The following is a 15388-nucleotide window of genomic DNA, read 5'->3' on the forward strand; positions in this document are numbered from 1 at the left end:
GAGCGCTTATAGCGCGACAGCCTGCAACTGGAAGTCGATGTAGCCGTAAGCGATGCGCCGGGACTTCTCGGCGTTGAACTGGCCGCCGACCAGGCTGCCGCGCAGCCACAGGCCATCGATCATCGCGGCCAGCCCGCGGGCGGCCAGGCGGGCCTGCGGGTGGGGCAGCAGGCGGTTGAACTGGTGGCACAGGTTGGAGAACAGGCGCTGGTCGTTGGCGCGCTGCAGCCGGGCCAGTTCCGGCTGGTGCATGCTCGCGGCCCAGAAGGTGAGCCAGACGCGCATCGCGGTGCCGTTGATCTGGCTGTCGTCGAAGTTGCCGTCGACGATGGCGCGCAGCTGCTCGCGTGGGTCGTCGCTGGCGTCGGCGCGGTAGCGGGCGACCGCGTCCTTCAGCTCGCGCAGGATCTGCCGCATTGCAGCATTGAGCAGGCCGTCCTTGTCGCCGAAGTAGTGGGCGACGATGCCGCTGGACAGCCCTGCCTTCTTCGCGATGGTGGCGACGGTCGCATCGGCCATGCCGATCTCGTCGATGGTCTGGAAAGTGGCCCGGATCAGCTGTTCGCGCCGTACCGGTTCCACGCCTTTCTTCGGCATTGTCTCTCCACGGATTGCGACCCGAAGGATCGGGCTGCCCGCCATTATGCTTTTTATTGATTGAACGTTCAATCAATAAACCCTAGGATGCGCTCGCGCCCCACGCCATGGGCCCGGTTTACCGGTCCGGCCCGCCCATGTGCTCCCTCGGACTTGATGAGACGACCCCATGTCTTCCCTGGCTCATCCCAAGCGTTCGCCCCTGCGCTTGAACCGTTTTGTCTTCTTCAGCTCCTCGGTGTCGATCGGCATCCTCGGGCTGCTCACCGTTCTCTATCCCGAAGGCAGCGAGCACTGGCTGCAATGGGCGCAGGCCGAGGTGTCGGCCGCGTTCGGCTGGTGGTACATGCTGCTGATCGTGCTGTGCCTGGGCTTCGTGCTGTGGCTGGCGTTCTCGCCGTATGGCCGCATCCGCCTGGGTCACAACGAGGAATCGCCGGCCTTCGGCTACGTCGCCTGGGTCTCGATGCTGTTCTCGGCCGGCATCGGCATCGCGCTGCTGTACTACGGCGCCTACGAGCCGCTGGACCACTTCCTGCATCCGCCCGGGCAACCCGGCGGCACCGTGGCCGCCGGCCGCGAGGCGATGGTGCTGACCTTCCTGCACTGGGGCCTGCACGGCTGGGCGCTGTATGCGCTGGTCGGCGTGGCACTGGGCTATTTCGCCTACCGCCGTGACCTGCCGCTGGCGCTGCGCTCGGCGCTGTACCCGATCTTCGGAGAGCGCATCCATGGCCGCATCGGCGACATGGTCGATGGCTTCGGCATCCTCGCCACGCTGATCTCGATGGTCACCAACCTCGGCATCGGCGCGCTGGTGGTGCAGTCCGGTCTGGTCTACCTGTTCCACATCCCGGATACGCCGCAGGTGCTGGTGGCGATCGTGCTGGTGATGATGGTGGTGGCCACCATCGGCGTGGTCGCCGGTGTGGAGAAGGGCATTGCCTGGTTGTCCAACCTCAACGTGCGCCTGCTGTGCGGCCTGCTGCTGTTCGTGCTGGTCACCGGCCCGACCCTGCACCTGTTCGATGGCCTGATCCAGAACACCGGCGATTACCTCGGTGCGTTCGTGCGCAAGAGTTTCGACATGTACCTCAACGACCCGAAGGGCCGTGAGTGGATGGGCTCGTGGACGCTGTTCTACTGGGCCTGGTGGATCGCCTGGGCGCCGTTCGTCGGCCTTTTCGTGGCACGCATCTCGCGTGGCCGCACCATCCGCGAAGTGATCATGGGCGTGCTGCTGATCCCGCTCGGCTTCACCCTGGCGTGGCTGTCGATCTTCGGCAACACCGCCATCGACCTGGTGCTCAACCATGGCCAGGCGATCCTGGGTGACGTGGCCCAGCACGATGCGGCGATGACGCTGTTCAAGCTGCTGGAATACCTGCCCGCCGCGCCGTACGTGGCCGGTGCCGCGGTGGTGATCGGCTTCGTGCTGTTCCTGACCCCGGTCGATTCGGGCACGCTGATGATCGCCAACCTGTGTACCCGTCGCGTTGACGATGGCGTGGAAGACGGTCATGACGCGCCGATCTGGCTGCGCGTGTTCTGGGCCGTCGGCATCACCGTGGCCAGCGTCGGGCTGCTGCTGGCCGGCAATTTCAGCGCAATGCAGACGGCGGTGGTGCTGTGCGGCCTGCCATTCTCGTTCACCCTGGCGTTCTACATGTGGGGCCTGCTGAAGGCGCTGCGCACCGACCCGGACGCGCCGCGCCGCTGAGCGCGCACCTGGCGCCCATCCCGGTGCCGCCGGAGATGCGGTAGAGCCAGGCCATGCCTGTCTGCAGAGAAACAGGAAGGGCCGGATCCGCGAGGATCCGGCCCTTTTGTTGGGTAGTCGACCAGCAGTCGACTCTACCGAGAGCGGAACGTTACTTGCTGGCCAACTGGCGCAGCACGTACTGCAGCAGGCCACCATGACGGAAGTACTCGACTTCCTTCGGGGTCAGCAGCATCACCGACACCTCGAAGGTCTTCTTCGTGCCGTCGGTCTTGGTCGCGGTGACCGTGGCGCGCTTGCTGGCACCGTCCTGCAGGCCGGTGATGTCGATCACTTCCGAGCCGTCCAGGCCCAGGCTCTGCGCGTTCTCGCCGTTGCGGAACTGCAGCGGCAGCACGCCCATGCCGACCAGGTTGGAGCGGTGGATGCGCTCGAAGCTTTCGGCGATGACCGCCTTCACCCCCAGCAGCAGGGTGCCCTTGGCAGCCCAGTCACGCGACGAACCGGTGCCGTATTCCTTGCCGGCCAGCACCACCAGCGGCACCTTGTCGGCCTTGTACTTCATGGCCGCATCGTAGATCGCCAGCTTTTCCGGCTGGCCGCCACCGGCCGGGTAGTACAGGGTGTTGCCGCCTTCCTCGCCACCGAACATCAGGTTCTTGATGCGGATGTTGGCGAAGGTGCCGCGGACCATCACGTCATCGTTGCCGCGGCGGCTGCCGTAGCTGTTGAAGTCGGCCGGCTGCACGCCGCGCTCCTGCAGGAAGCGGCCTGCCGGCGAGTCCTTCTTGATGTTGCCGGCCGGGGAGATGTGGTCGGTGGTGATCGAATCGCCGAACAGGCCCATCACGCGTGCGCCGTGCACGTCGTCGATGCTGCCGGTCTGCATGGTCATGCCATCGAAGTACGGCGGGTTCTTGATGTAGGTGGACGCATCGCTCCACGCGTACAGGTTGCCGTCCGGTGAGGCGATGGTGTTCCAGCGGGTGTCACCCTTGAACACATCCGCGTAGTTCTGCTTGAACATCTCCGGGCCGATGGTGGCGGCGATGACGTCACCGATTTCCTTGTTGCTCGGCCAGATGTCGCGCAGGAACACTGGCTGGCCATCGCTGCCGGTACCCAGCGGCTGGGTGGTCAGGTCGATGTCGGTGGTGCCGGCGATGGCGTAGGCCACCACCAGCGGCGGGCTGGCCAGGTAGTTCATCTTCACTTCGGGGTGCACGCGGCCCTCGAAGTTGCGATTGCCCGACAGCACCGAGGTGACCACCAAGTCGCCGGTGGCGATGCCGGCGCTGACTTCGGTCGGCAGCGGGCCGGAGTTGCCGATGCAGGTGGTGCAGCCGTAGCCGACCACGTAGAAGCCGATCTTTTCCAGCTCCTTCAGTACGCCGGCCTTTTCCAGGTAATCGGTGACCACCCGCGAGCCCGGCCCGAGCGAGGTCTTCACCCACGGCTGGCGGTTCAGGCCCTTGGCGGCCGCATTGCGGGCCAGCAGGCCGGCGCCGATCATCACCGCCGGGTTGGAGGTATTGGTGCACGAAGTAATGGCAGCGATGACCACCGCGCCGTCCTTCAGGCGGACCTTGCGGCCTTCGATCTCGATGTCGGCGAAGCCCTTGGCCAGCTGCTCGTTGCCGACCGCGGCGCCGCCGCCTTCGTTGACGAACGAGGAGACGTCGTCGCTGCGCTTGTCACGGTTGGCGGTCATGCCGACCAGGGCTTCACGGTAGTTCTTCTGCACGTCTTCCAGCAGCACGCGGTCCTGCGGGCGCTTCGGGCCGGCCAGCGACGGCTTCACCGTGCCCATGTCCAGTTCCAGCGTGGTGCTGTACTGGGCGTGCGGGCTGCCCGGCTCGTGCCACAGGCCCTGCGCCTTGGCGTAGGCCTCGACCAGGTTGATCTGCTCTTCGCTGCGGCCGGACAGGCGCAGGTAGTTCAGCGACTCGGCGTCGATCGGGAAGATGCCACAGGTGGCGCCGTATTCCGGGGCCATGTTGCCGATGGTGGCGCGGTCGGCCAGCGGCAGGTGCTGCAGGCCGTCACCGTAGAACTCGACGAACTTGCCGACCACGCCCAGCTTGCGCAGCATCTGGGTGACGGTCAGCACCAGGTCGGTGGCGGTGGCACCCTCGGGCAGCTTGCCGGTCAGCTTGAAGCCGACCACCTGCGGGATCAGCATGGACGATGGCTGGCCGAGCATGGCGGCCTCCGCTTCGATGCCGCCCACGCCCCAGCCCAGCACGCCGATGCCGTTGATCATCGTGGTGTGGCTGTCGGTACCGAACACGGTATCGGGGTAGGCCACGGCCTTGCCATCCTTGTCCGCGGTCATCACCACGCGGGCGAGGTTTTCCAGGTTCACCTGGTGGACGATGCCGGTGTTCGGCGGCACCACCTTGAAGTTGTCGAAGGCCTTCTGGCCCCAGCGCAGGAAGCCGTAGCGTTCCTGGTTGCGCTGGAATTCGATCTTGCCGTTGAGGTCCAGTGCGTCCGGCTTGCCGAACACATCGACCTGCACCGAGTGGTCGATGACCAGCTCGGAAGGAATCTGCGGGTTGATCTGCTCCGGCGAGCCGCCGAGCTTGACCACCGCATCGCGCATCGCGGCCAGGTCGACCACGCAGGGTACGCCGGTGAAGTCCTGCAGGACCACGCGCGCCGGCATGAAGGCGATCTCGGTGTCCGGTTCTGCCGCCGGATTCCAGCGGGCCACGGCTTCGATGTGGTCCTTGCCGACGGTGATGCCGCCGTCCTCGTGCCGGAGCAGGTTCTCCAGCAGGATCTTCATCGAGTAGGGCAGGTGGGAGATATCGAAGCGCTGGCCCAGCGTGGGCAGGCTGAAGTAGTCGTAGGTCTTGCCGCCGACGTTCAGCTGGCTGCGGGTGGAGAACGAATCGCTCATGCGGGGTAACTCCTTCTTGCGGATGGCTTGCTCTGGCCCGTGCGTGCAGGGGCCTGCTTGCGGTCGCCGGTGGCATTCCGGCCCCGGATCCTGCCCAGTATCGGCGATCCAGCGCCCGGCAATGACCCGGCTGGCTTGGAACGCAAGGTTACAGCGGTGTGTGTAGCCTTCGTGTCAGCGCGTGCGGTCGTCGCCCGCTGGCCCGAACGCAGACGGGACGCCCATGGGCGTCCCGTCCGGAAGTGCGTGTCGAGCAGGACTTACTTGCCGTTGGCGGCATCCAGCAGCGGATTGCCGGTCTTGCCAACAGCATTGCTCTTGGACTTGGCCGTCAGCACACCCTGCTTGTTGAATTCCAGGACGGTCGCTTCCTGGATGTTCTTGCCGAAGGTCTTGATCTTCACGTAGTCGTAGTACCAGACCTGGGTGTCGCCCAGCTGTTCGCGGCGGCCGGGTGCGCCGAACTTCTCACGGACCTGGTCCTGGCTGGTCTTGCCGACTTCCAGGGTGTCCATCTGCTGTTGGGTGATCTCGACGCCGGTGGTGTAGGCGCCGAACGGATTGGCGTGGGCTGCGGTCGTCGAAAGGGCCAGCGGGGCAGCCAGCATCAGGGCAAGGGTCAAGGCGCGCATGGAACATCCTTTTATGGCGGGTAGGTGCGGGCGGCACGCGGTGCGTCCAGCCCGGGGCCGCAGCAGGTCGCTGCGGAGCCAGTCTAACCCCCGGATGCGACCAGCGCAGGATCGCGGTCACGGATTGGCCGGGTTTGTTCCAGATACTGCAAGTATGTATAATTCATGCATACTTTTTGAGGCGTACCCCCATGGAAGCCACCGTTGCTGAACGCGGACAGATCACCCTGCCCAAGGCGGTGCGTGATGCCCTCGGCCTGACCAAGGGCACGCTGCTGAAGGTCGAGCTGGACGGCAGCCGCATCATCCTGCGCAAGAGTGTTGACGATGCCATTTCACGGGCGCGCGGCAAGTTCGCGCTGGACGGCTTCGAATCGTCCGACGCGGCGGTGCGCGCGGTGCGTGACGAGGAGTAAGCCGTGATGATCGCCGTCGATTCACCGGTGCTGGTCGAGCTGCTCAGCAATGGTCCGCAGGCCGATGCCGTGGAAGCCATCCTCAGGCAGAGCCTGGTCGGTGGCCGCGTGGTGGTCTGTGGCGCGACGTTGGCCGAAGTCTGCGCATCGCTGCGCGGCGGTGCCGAAGTGCTCGAAGCGCTGGAAGAGATGGGTGTGCATTTCAATCCGATGGAAGCCAAGTCGGCACTGCGCGCCGGCGAGATGCACCGCCGTCATCGCCAGCGCGGCGGCAGCCGCCGCAGCCTGGACGAATTCATGGTCGGCGCCCACGCACTGCTGCAGTGCGACGGCCTGATCACCTGGAACGACACGTTTTACCGCGACTACTTCAAGGGCCTGAAGCTGATCGTGCCGCAAGCCTGAGCCCACTTTGTTATTTCAACCTACGCATTACCCGGGAGTTGTCATGTTGGAAGCCTACCGCCACCACGTCGCCGAGCGCGCTGCGCTTGGCATCCCGCCGCTGCCGCTGAGCGCGCAGCAGACGGCCGATGTCATTGAACTGCTGAAGAACCCGCCGCAGGGCGAGGCCGAGTTCCTGCTCGACCTGCTGACCCACCGCGTGCCGGCCGGCGTCGATGACGCAGCCAAGGTCAAGGCCTCGTACCTGGCCGCGATCGCGCTGGGCAGCGAGCAGAACCCGCTGATCAGCCGCGAGCGCGCCACCGAACTTCTGGGCACCATGCTCGGCGGTTACAACGTTGCGCCGTTGGTGCAGCTGCTTGACGACACCAGCGTCGGCACCATTGCTGCCAATGGCCTGAAGAAGACCCTGCTGGTGTTCGACGCGTTCCACGACGTGCAGGAAAAGGCCAAGGCCGGCAACGCCAACGCCCAGGCCGTGCTGCAGAGCTGGGCCGATGCCGAGTGGTTCACCAGCAACCCGGAAGTGCCGCAGAGCCTGACCGTCACCGTGTTCAAGGTGCCTGGCGAGACCAACACCGACGACCTGTCGCCGGCACCGGATGCGACCACCCGCCCGGACATCCCGATGCACGCCCTGGCGATGCTGAAGAACAAGCGCGACGACGCGCCGTTCACCCCGGAAGAAGACGGCAAGCGCGGCCCGATCCAGCAGATCCTCGACCTGAAGGACAAGGGCCACCTGGTTGCCTATGTCGGCGACGTGGTCGGTACCGGCTCCTCGCGCAAGTCGGCCACCAACAGCGTGCTGTGGTGGACCGGTGATGACATTCCGTTCATCCCGAACAAGCGCGCCGGTGGCGTCTGCCTGGGTTCGAAGATCGCCCCGATCTTCTACAACACCATGGAGGATGCCGGCGCACTGCCGATCGAGCTGGACGTGTCGAAGATGGAGCACGGCGATGTGGTCGAGCTGCGTCCGTACGAAGGCAAGGCGCTGAAGAACGGTGAAGTGATCGCCGAGTTCCAGGTCAAGTCCGAAGTGCTGTTCGACGAAGTGCGTGCCGGTGGCCGCATTCCGCTGATCATCGGCCGTGGCCTGACCGGCAAGGCGCGCGAAGCGCTGGGCCTGGCCCCGACCAACCTGTTCCGCCTGCCGGTGCAGCCGGCCGACACCGGCAAGGGCTTCTCGCTGGCACAGAAGATGGTCGGCCGCGCCTGTGGCCTGCCGGAAGGCCAGGGCATGCGCCCGGGCACCTACTGCGAACCGAAGATGACCTCGGTCGGCTCTCAGGACACCACCGGCCCGATGACCCGTGACGAGCTGAAGGACCTGGCTTGCCTGGGCTTCTCGGCCGATCTGGTGATGCAGTCGTTCTGCCACACCGCCGCCTACCCGAAGCCGGTGGACGTGAAGACCCACCACACCCTGCCGGAGTTCATCTCCACCCGTGGCGGCGTTTCGCTGCGCCCGGGCGACGGCGTGATCCATAGCTGGCTCAACCGCATGCTGCTGCCTGACACCGTGGGTACCGGTGGTGACTCGCACACCCGCTTCCCGGTGGGCATTTCGTTCCCGGCCGGTTCGGGCCTGGTCGCCTTCGCTGCGGCCACCGGCGTGATGCCGCTGGACATGCCGGAGTCGGTGCTGGTGCGCTTCAAGGGCAAGATGCAGCCGGGCGTGACCCTGCGTGACCTGGTCAACGCGATCCCGCTGTACGCGATCAAGTCGGGCCTGCTGACCGTGGCCAAGGCTGGCAAGAAGAACATCTTCTCCGGCCGCATCCTGGAAATCGAAGGCCTGCCGGAGCTGAAGGTCGAACAGGCGTTCGAACTGTCCGACGCCTCGGCCGAGCGTTCGGCGGCCGGTTGCTCGGTGCGCCTGAACAAGGAACCGATCATCGAGTACCTGACCAGCAACATCACGCTGCTGAAGTGGATGATTGCCGAGGGCTACCAGGATCCGCGTTCGCTGCAGCGTCGCATCGAGAAGATGGAGGCGTGGCTGGCCAACCCGCAGCTGCTGGAGCCGGATGCCGACGCCGAGTACGCCGCCGTCATCGAGATCGACCTGGCCGACATCCACGAGCCGATCGTGGCCTGCCCGAACGATCCGGACGACGTGAAGACCCTGTCCGAAGTCGCTGGCGCCAAGATCGACGAAGTGTTCATCGGTTCGTGCATGACCAACATCGGTCACTTCCGTGCCGCTGCCAAGCTGCTGGAAGGCAAGCGTGACCTGCCGACCCGTCTGTGGGTGGCTCCGCCGACCAAGATGGATGCTTCGGAGCTGACCAAGGAAGGCGTGTACGGCACCTTCGGCGCCACCGGCGCCCGCATGGAAATGCCGGGCTGCTCGCTGTGCATGGGCAACCAGGCGCAGATCCGCGAAGGCTCCACCGCGATGTCGACCTCGACCCGCAACTTCCCGAACCGCCTGGGCCGCAACACCAACGTGTACCTGGGTTCGGCCGAACTGGCCGCGATCTGCTCGCGTCTGGGCCGCATCCCGACCAAGGAGGAGTACATGGCGGACATCGGCGTGATCAACGCCAATGGTGCGGAGATCTACCGCTACATGAACTTCGACCAGATCGAGGAATACCAGGACGTGGCCAACACGGTCGCTGCCTGATGCGGTAGTGCCGGCCACTGGCCGGCACGCCGTTGAAACGAAGAACCCCCGGTGAGAGCCGGGGGTTCTTCGTTTGGGGGCGTACCCAGGTTCAGGCCTGGGTAACGGCCGCCGCTTCCTCGGTCACGGCCGGCGTTTCCGCCGGAAGCTCGGCTTCCACCGCAGGCTGCGGCAGAGCGCCATGGTCGGGGAACAGGCGGGGCAGCTCAGCCACGAAACGCGCGATGCAGGCCTCGGCGAACTCACGCGACGCCGCCTTGGCCTTCGCGTAGTCGTCTGCCTGCCATTCCTGCAGCGGGGCAACCCGTGCTTCGTCCCGGCAGTGCACGCCCTGGCCGCCACTGGCGCTGCGGAACAGCTTGCGCACCACCGGGAAGCCGATGGTTACATCGTGGCGCAGCTCGTAGGGGGTCTCTGCATCGCTGAGCTTCTGGTACACCAGCGACCACTGGCCGGCACTGGCTTCCACGGTGCGCTCGTCGCTGGGAATGGCGCCGGGGTGGGCCGCGAAATAGAGTGCCAGCTGCTCGCGGATCATGCCGGGCAATGCGCCGAAGGCCGGGCTGGGCACAGAGTTGATGTCCTCGCCACGGACGTTGTTCTTGCTGAAGCTGTTGCTGGTACCGATGTCACCCACGCCAGTGACGAACGCCAGAGCAGACAGGCCGACCTTGGCCGCGGTGACGGCAGCGGTGTCGGCACGCATCACCAGTCGCAGCACGTGATCGCCCACGCGATTGCCGTTGGGGCCTGCACCCAGTCCGGAGGTGACCTTGATGTGCTGCAGGCTGCTGTAGTCGACAGGAGGTGCCACGGCGGCTGTGACATTCCCGATGGCCGGATCGGCCGCGGTGGGGGCGTGCGCCGCGTCTGGCGCGGTCGCCGCACCCGTTGCTGGATCGAGCGTTGACCCGCTGGTGACCGCGGAATCCACGGCAGGCGTAGGTGTGGGTGCTTCGTCGTTGGCGTAGGCCGACGGCGCCAGCAGCAGGGTGGCCGCGATCGCGGCGGTGAGGCAGGTTGGGCGTAATGCCACGGTAGTACTCCTTGGGGAAACGAAGATGAGGCGCTGTGTGCGCTCTGGTGGTTGATGCCCGGCGAAGGCCGAAGGTAGGGGAGCGATTGCTCAGTGCGGCGCGAATTCCCTGATCGGGAACGCATTGCAATGGACGATCGCAGCGGCGATGTCGACCGGAGCATCGGCGGCGGCACTGCGGCGCCTGTTCACCGTGGCCGCCTCTTCCCACAGGCTGGGCAATACCTGCGGTGCGTCCAGTACGCGTTCGCGCACGGCATCGTGAAGGGCGCTGCTGTAATCGGTAGCCGGTACCACCACGCACAGGCGTGTGCCGGGATTGCTGCTGGCCTGCTGCAGCATCTTCCGCAGTGCCTCGGTGCTGCCCGCGTCGTCGGTCAACCGTTCCGGTGCGCTGCCCTGGCGGGCATCCTGGATCTGCAGCTGGCCTGGGCTGAACAGCAGGACCTGCATGTCCTGCCGCGGTTCAACGCGCACCGGCGCACGCGTGCCCTCACAGATGCTGGGGGTCTTGCGCGCAACCTGTGGCGTCGTTCTGCCATCGGCGTGTACCTGGCGCAGATGCAGGCGGCACATCTTGTCGGCCACTTCCATTTCCACTTCGTAGTCCTGTCCGGGCCTGGCCACGAACTGACCCGACAACTGCCCGTCGCAGTACATGCGGCTTGATGCGTCGAAGCGCGCTTCGACGATCAGCGGCTTGCCGCCGGCGACTTCGTACTCCTGGTAGCTGAGCATGGAGAACCGCTCGTTCTCCTTGCTGCGCAGGGTTTCCGTGGCGGGGATGCCGAGCACGCCCTTGTCACCGGCGTTGTTGTACTTGACGTCGATCCTGTCGCGGTAGTCCTCGCGGCAGGCGGCGTCGGTGTACAGGGTGGTGGTCCGCCCCAGGCTGGCATAGATGCGCACCCGTGCCGGCGGCACGGCACCGCCTGCGTAGGCCGTGAGATCTTCAGCAGCAAGCGGGCGAGGGTACATCGCCGGTATTCGCTTGATGAGCTGCTCTGTGCACTTCATCGTGATCACCTGGGCGGCAATCTTGAGCCTGGCGTAGTCATTGGCCTGCCACTCGCCCAGGGTCGCCCGGTCGTCGCTGTCACTGCATCTGATGATTTCAGCCAGGGTGCCATCGGCACGGCGTTGCTCGATGGTGCTGACGTGGTTGAGGCGGTAAAGGGGATCCTTCCGCGTGTTGCCCTGGTGCACCAGCGCCCAGGTGTCTGCACTGAAACGCAGGGTGCTGCTCTGGTTGGGCAGCGCGTCAGGCGCATAGCTGAAGTAGCCACCCACCAGCGCCCTGGCTACGTTGGGCATCAGCGTGGTGGCGGGGCTGGCCTGGCTCTCGACGATGCTGCCGGGCAGGGTGTTGCGCCGGAAGTAGTCCGGCTCATTGCCGCTGAAGAGCAGTGCGAGGCCCTTTGGCGTGAGCGACTCGCTGTCATCGGGGGTGACGATGCGCAACGCCACGTCGGGTGCGTGGAGGCGCTTCGATGCGGTATCCGGACCACTCTGGATGTGGACGCGATCGGTCCAGGCGGTGCCCTTCGCGACGGGGGCGGGGGGAAGGCCCGGGGTGGCCTGCGGCGGTGCCGGCACGCCGGCAGCGGTAGCTGCCAGCGGAGCCAGCAGAGCGGCCGCCAGCAGTGACGGTTGGTAACGGAAGAGACGCAGGGCCATGGTCAAACTCCTTGGAAAACACGACAGCCGTGCCGGCCCTTCCGGGGCCGGCATCTGAAAGAGGAAATCAGGCGGTGCGATGCCGCGGACGATCAGCCGCGGGCGAGCGCCAAGAGTCGTTCGGCGATCCGTTCCAATGGCACCTGTTCTTCGGCCGCTCCCAGTTTGAAGGCAGCGCCGGGCATGCCCCAGACCACGCTGGTGGCTTCATCCTGGACCAGCGTCGGTGCGCCGGCCTGGCGCATTTCCAGCAGGCCGCGCGCGCCATCGTCACCCATGCCGGTGAGGATGGCGCCGATGGCGTTGCCGCCCGCGCTTTGCGCGACCGAACGGAACAGCACGTCCACCGCGGGCTTGTGACGGTTCACTGCAGGGCCATCATCGACGCGGCAGCGCCAGCGCGCACCGTCGCGGATGATCCGCAGGTGCTTGCCGCCCGGTGGCAGGTAAGCATGGCCAGGCAGCACTGCCTCGCCGTCGCTGGCCTCACGCACGGCCATCGCGGAATGCCGGTCCAGGCGTTCGGCGAAGGCGCTGCTGAAGCTGGCAGGCAGGTGCTGGGTCATCACCACGGCAGGCGCATCGGCCGGCATGCCTTCCAGCACCACGCGCAGCGCCTCGGTGCCGCCGGCCGAAGAACCAATCGCGATCAGGCGGTCGGTGGTGCGGAACTGCGGTGCAGCCGGGCGCATTGCAGGAGCTGCTTCCAGCAGGAGTTTCGGAGCGGCAGCACGCACCAGCGGGCGCACCCGCGAGCGCGCCGCCATCTTCACCTTGGCGATGATCTCGTCGGCGTAGCCCTGCAGGCCGCGTGCGACGTCCAGCTTGGGCTTGGAGACGAAGTCCACGGCGCCCAGTGCCAGTGCCTGCAGCGTGGTATCGGCGCCGCGCTCGGTCAACGAGGAAATCATCACCACAGGCAGTGGATGCAGCCGCATCAGGTTTTCCAGGAAGGCGAGGCCGTCCATGCGTGGCATTTCCACGTCCAGCGTGATCACGTCCGGGGCCAGGCGCTTGATCTTCTCGCGCGCCAGCAGCGGGTCGGCAGCGGTGCCGACCACGTCGATGGCCGGATCGCTGGACAGGATTTCCGTGAGCATCTGGCGCACGACGGCGGAGTCGTCGACGATCAGGACCCGGCAGGGGGCGTTGCCGGTCAGGGTCATTCGAACAACTCCACGCCGCCGGTGACCGGGGCCTTGGACAGGCGTGCACGTACCGCCGATTCGGTGGCGGCGACTTCGGCTTCGTGAGCGTGCGGCAGGCGCTGCACCACCACGCGGCCGGTATCGGCGAAGAACCAGATCTTGCGCGGATGGATGCCGCAGAGGTCCTCGGCGATGATCGGAATGTGCTCGGCCTGCAGGTACTGGCGCACGAACTCGGCGTTGCGGGTGCCGACCGGATTGCTGGTGAAGCCCTTCAGCACGTTGGCGCCGCCGAACACCTTGGCCTCGATGCGCTTGCGGTGCGCGCCGCGCTTGAGCATGTCGTTGATCAGCAGTTCCATCGCGTAGCTGCCGTAGCGCGCGGGCGCGCCGTCGCCGGCGTTGCCCTCAGGCAGCAGGAAGTGGTTCATGCCGCCGATCTTCAGCACCGGGTCACGCAGGCAGGCGGCCACGCACGAACCCAGGGTGGTGGTCAGCGCCGTGGTGTCATCGACCACCAGGTACTGGGTGGGCAGCAGCTTGGCGGCAAGGGTCTGAAAGCGTGCATCCTGGTAGCGCATCACGTCGTCGGTACGCAGTGAGGCGTTCATGCGCCGGCCTTTGCCGCGCGGCGGTACAGGGTGCGCCCGCAGGGCTGGATCAGGTCGGCGGCGTGCAGGTAGTTCTCCGAGTGTCCGGTGTAGAGCAGGCCATCGTCGGCCAGGTGATGCACCAGGCGGCCGAGGATGGCGCGCTGGGTCGGCTTGTCGAAGTAGATCATCACATTGCGGCAGAACAGCGCGTCGAACGGGCCGCCGACGTCGTAGCGCGGGGCGAGCAGGTTCAGCGGACGGAACTCGATCAGCTCGCGCAGCGCCGGCAGCACGCGGCACTGCCCCTCGTTGGGACCGCTGCCACGCTGGAAGTAGCGGCGGCGCAGGTCCGGGTCGAGATTGGCGACACGGTCGATGTTGTAGACGCCGCGGCCGGCGGTGGCCAGTACCTGGGTATCGACGTCGGTAGCGATGATGCGCACCGGCGGCTTCAGCGTACCGAAGGCCTCGCAGGCGGTGATCGCCATCGAATAGGGTTCCTCACCGGTGGACGCCGCGCACGACCACAGCAGCAGCGGCGAACGGCTGGAACGCTGCTGCAGTTCTTCGCGCAGCTTGTCGAAGTGGTGCGGCTCGCGGAAGAACGAGGTCAGGTTGGTGGTCAGCGCGTTGGTGAACGCCTGCCACTCGTCACCGTCTTCCTGCTCAAGATGGTCCAGGTACTGCTGGAAGCTGCGCATGCCCAGCGTGCGCAGGCGGCGCGACAGGCGGCCATAGACCATGTCGCGCTTGGCCGGTGCGAGGGCGATGCCCACGCGCTGGTAGATCAGGTCGCAGACGCGGCGGAAATCACGGTCGGCGAACTCGAATTCGCGCGGGCCGGTGACGATGGGAGTAGGACTTTGCACGGGGGACGTGTCCATCGGCAGAGGCGGCGGCCGAAGCCGCCGCGGGTGGGTCTCAGAATTCCTGCCAGTCGCTATCGCTGGCGACGAAGGTGCTGGCGTTGCTGCTGCGACGTACCGGCGTGGGCGCGCTGGTCGGCTGCGGACGTGCCACGGTGGTGATGCGCGCCGGTTCCACGCGTTCGGCGACAGCCTTCACTGCGGCGGAGACCTGGTTGTCGAGGCGGAAGATCGCCACGGCGTCGGCCAGCTGCGCGGCCTGGTCTTCCATCGCACGTGCGGCGGCGGTGGCTTCTTCCACCAGTGCTGCATTCTGCTGGGTGGTCTCGTCCATCTGCACCACGGTCTGGTTGACCTGCTCGATGCCGGCCGACTGTTCCTGTGAGGCGGCGGAGATCTCGGCCATGATGTCGGTCACGCGCTGCACCGAGGCGACGATCTCGCCCATGGTGGTGCCGGCCTGGTGGACCAGGCTGGAGCCTTCGGCGACCTTGCCGACCGAATCATCGATCAGGCCCTTGATCTCCTTGGCCGCCGCAGCCGAACGCTGGGCGAGGGTACGCACTTCGCTGGCGACCACGGCGAAGCCGCGGCCCTGCTCACCGGCACGCGCGGCTTCCACTGCGGCGTTCAGCGCCAGGATGTTGGTCTGGAACGCGATGCCGTCGATGACGCTGATGATCTCGGCGATCTTCTTCGACGAGGCTTCGATGGCCGACATGGTGGTGACCACCTGGCCGACCACCTCGCCGCCCTGC

The 15388-nt window shown here is 66.3% G+C and carries 13 protein-coding genes; 4 read left to right on the plus strand and 9 right to left on the minus strand.

Annotated features, from left to right (window positions below; all coding sequences use genetic code 11):
• Positions 1-6 precede the first annotated feature (6 nt).
• Positions 7-597 carry a transcriptional regulator BetI gene (gene betI / locus AC5P5R_RS11835; protein ID WP_005409501.1) on the minus strand — a complete coding sequence of 197 codons (591 nt, stop codon included), beginning with the start codon at positions 595-597 and terminating at the stop codon, positions 7-9.
• A gap of 169 nt (positions 598-766) precedes the next feature.
• Between betI and AC5P5R_RS11840 the strand changes: the two genes are divergently transcribed.
• Positions 767-2317 (plus strand): BCCT family transporter, encoded by a 1551-nt coding sequence (locus tag AC5P5R_RS11840; RefSeq protein WP_005409502.1) that lies wholly within the window; start codon positions 767-769, stop codon positions 2315-2317.
• Between the two features lie 151 nt (positions 2318-2468).
• Here AC5P5R_RS11840 and acnA read toward each other — a convergent pair whose 3' ends face one another.
• Both acnA and bamE read right to left on the minus strand, forming a co-directional pair.
• Positions 2469-5222, minus strand: a complete 2754-nt coding sequence (gene acnA, locus AC5P5R_RS11845) for an aconitate hydratase AcnA (protein WP_065183660.1) — start codon at positions 5220-5222, stop codon at positions 2469-2471.
• A 260-nt stretch (positions 5223-5482) separates the two neighbouring features.
• Positions 5483-5854, minus strand: coding sequence for an outer membrane protein assembly factor BamE domain-containing protein (gene bamE / locus AC5P5R_RS11850; RefSeq protein WP_005409504.1), 372 nt, complete (start codon positions 5852-5854; stop codon positions 5483-5485).
• A gap of 191 nt (positions 5855-6045) precedes the next feature.
• Here bamE and AC5P5R_RS11855 point away from each other — a divergent pair, with 191 nt between their 5' ends.
• The 3 genes from AC5P5R_RS11855 to acnB are packed head-to-tail and all read left to right on the plus strand — an operon-like array spanning position 6046 to position 9310.
• The gene (locus AC5P5R_RS11855; RefSeq protein WP_005409505.1) at positions 6046-6270 is read left to right on the plus strand and encodes an AbrB/MazE/SpoVT family DNA-binding domain-containing protein; all 225 of its coding nucleotides are present in this window, start codon (positions 6046-6048) and stop codon (positions 6268-6270) included.
• A 6-nt stretch (positions 6271-6276) separates the two neighbouring features.
• Positions 6277-6675 carry a type II toxin-antitoxin system VapC family toxin gene (locus tag AC5P5R_RS11860; RefSeq protein WP_005409506.1) on the plus strand — a complete coding sequence of 133 codons (399 nt, stop codon included), beginning with the start codon at positions 6277-6279 and terminating at the stop codon, positions 6673-6675.
• A 43-nt stretch (positions 6676-6718) separates the two neighbouring features.
• Positions 6719-9310, plus strand: coding sequence for a bifunctional aconitate hydratase 2/2-methylisocitrate dehydratase (gene acnB / locus AC5P5R_RS11865; RefSeq protein ID WP_005409507.1), 2592 nt, complete (start codon positions 6719-6721; stop codon positions 9308-9310).
• Positions 9311-9401: 91 nt separating this feature from the next.
• On the opposite strand, the gene AC5P5R_RS11870 is transcribed toward acnB, so the two are convergent.
• The 6 genes from AC5P5R_RS11870 to AC5P5R_RS11895 form a co-directional block, all read right to left on the minus strand.
• Positions 9402-10346 carry a hypothetical protein gene (locus AC5P5R_RS11870; protein WP_100438491.1) on the minus strand — a complete coding sequence of 315 codons (945 nt, stop codon included), beginning with the start codon at positions 10344-10346 and terminating at the stop codon, positions 9402-9404.
• 90 nt (positions 10347-10436) lie between these two features.
• Positions 10437-12023, minus strand: coding sequence for a hypothetical protein (locus tag AC5P5R_RS11875; RefSeq protein ID WP_100438492.1), 1587 nt, complete (start codon positions 12021-12023; stop codon positions 10437-10439).
• Between the two features lie 92 nt (positions 12024-12115).
• Positions 12116-13189 (minus strand): protein-glutamate methylesterase/protein-glutamine glutaminase, encoded by a 1074-nt coding sequence (locus tag AC5P5R_RS11880; RefSeq protein WP_005409510.1) that lies wholly within the window; start codon positions 13187-13189, stop codon positions 12116-12118.
• A complete protein-coding gene (gene cheD, locus AC5P5R_RS11885) occupies positions 13186-13782 on the minus strand; it encodes a chemoreceptor glutamine deamidase CheD (RefSeq protein ID WP_005409511.1) in 597 nt (198 codons plus the stop codon). The genes AC5P5R_RS11880 and cheD overlap by 4 nt, the downstream gene beginning before the upstream one ends.
• On the minus strand, positions 13779-14648 hold the full coding sequence (locus tag AC5P5R_RS11890; RefSeq protein WP_100438493.1) for a CheR family methyltransferase: 870 nt from the start codon (positions 14646-14648) through the stop codon (positions 13779-13781). Before AC5P5R_RS11890 ends, cheD begins: the two co-directional genes overlap by 4 nt.
• Positions 14649-14685: 37 nt before the next feature.
• The coding region (locus tag AC5P5R_RS11895; RefSeq protein WP_495205387.1) for a methyl-accepting chemotaxis protein at positions 14686-15388 on the minus strand (703 nt) is incomplete at its 5' end.

It is taken from the genome of Stenotrophomonas sp. YJH_SMC_19, from assembly GCF_059367915.1.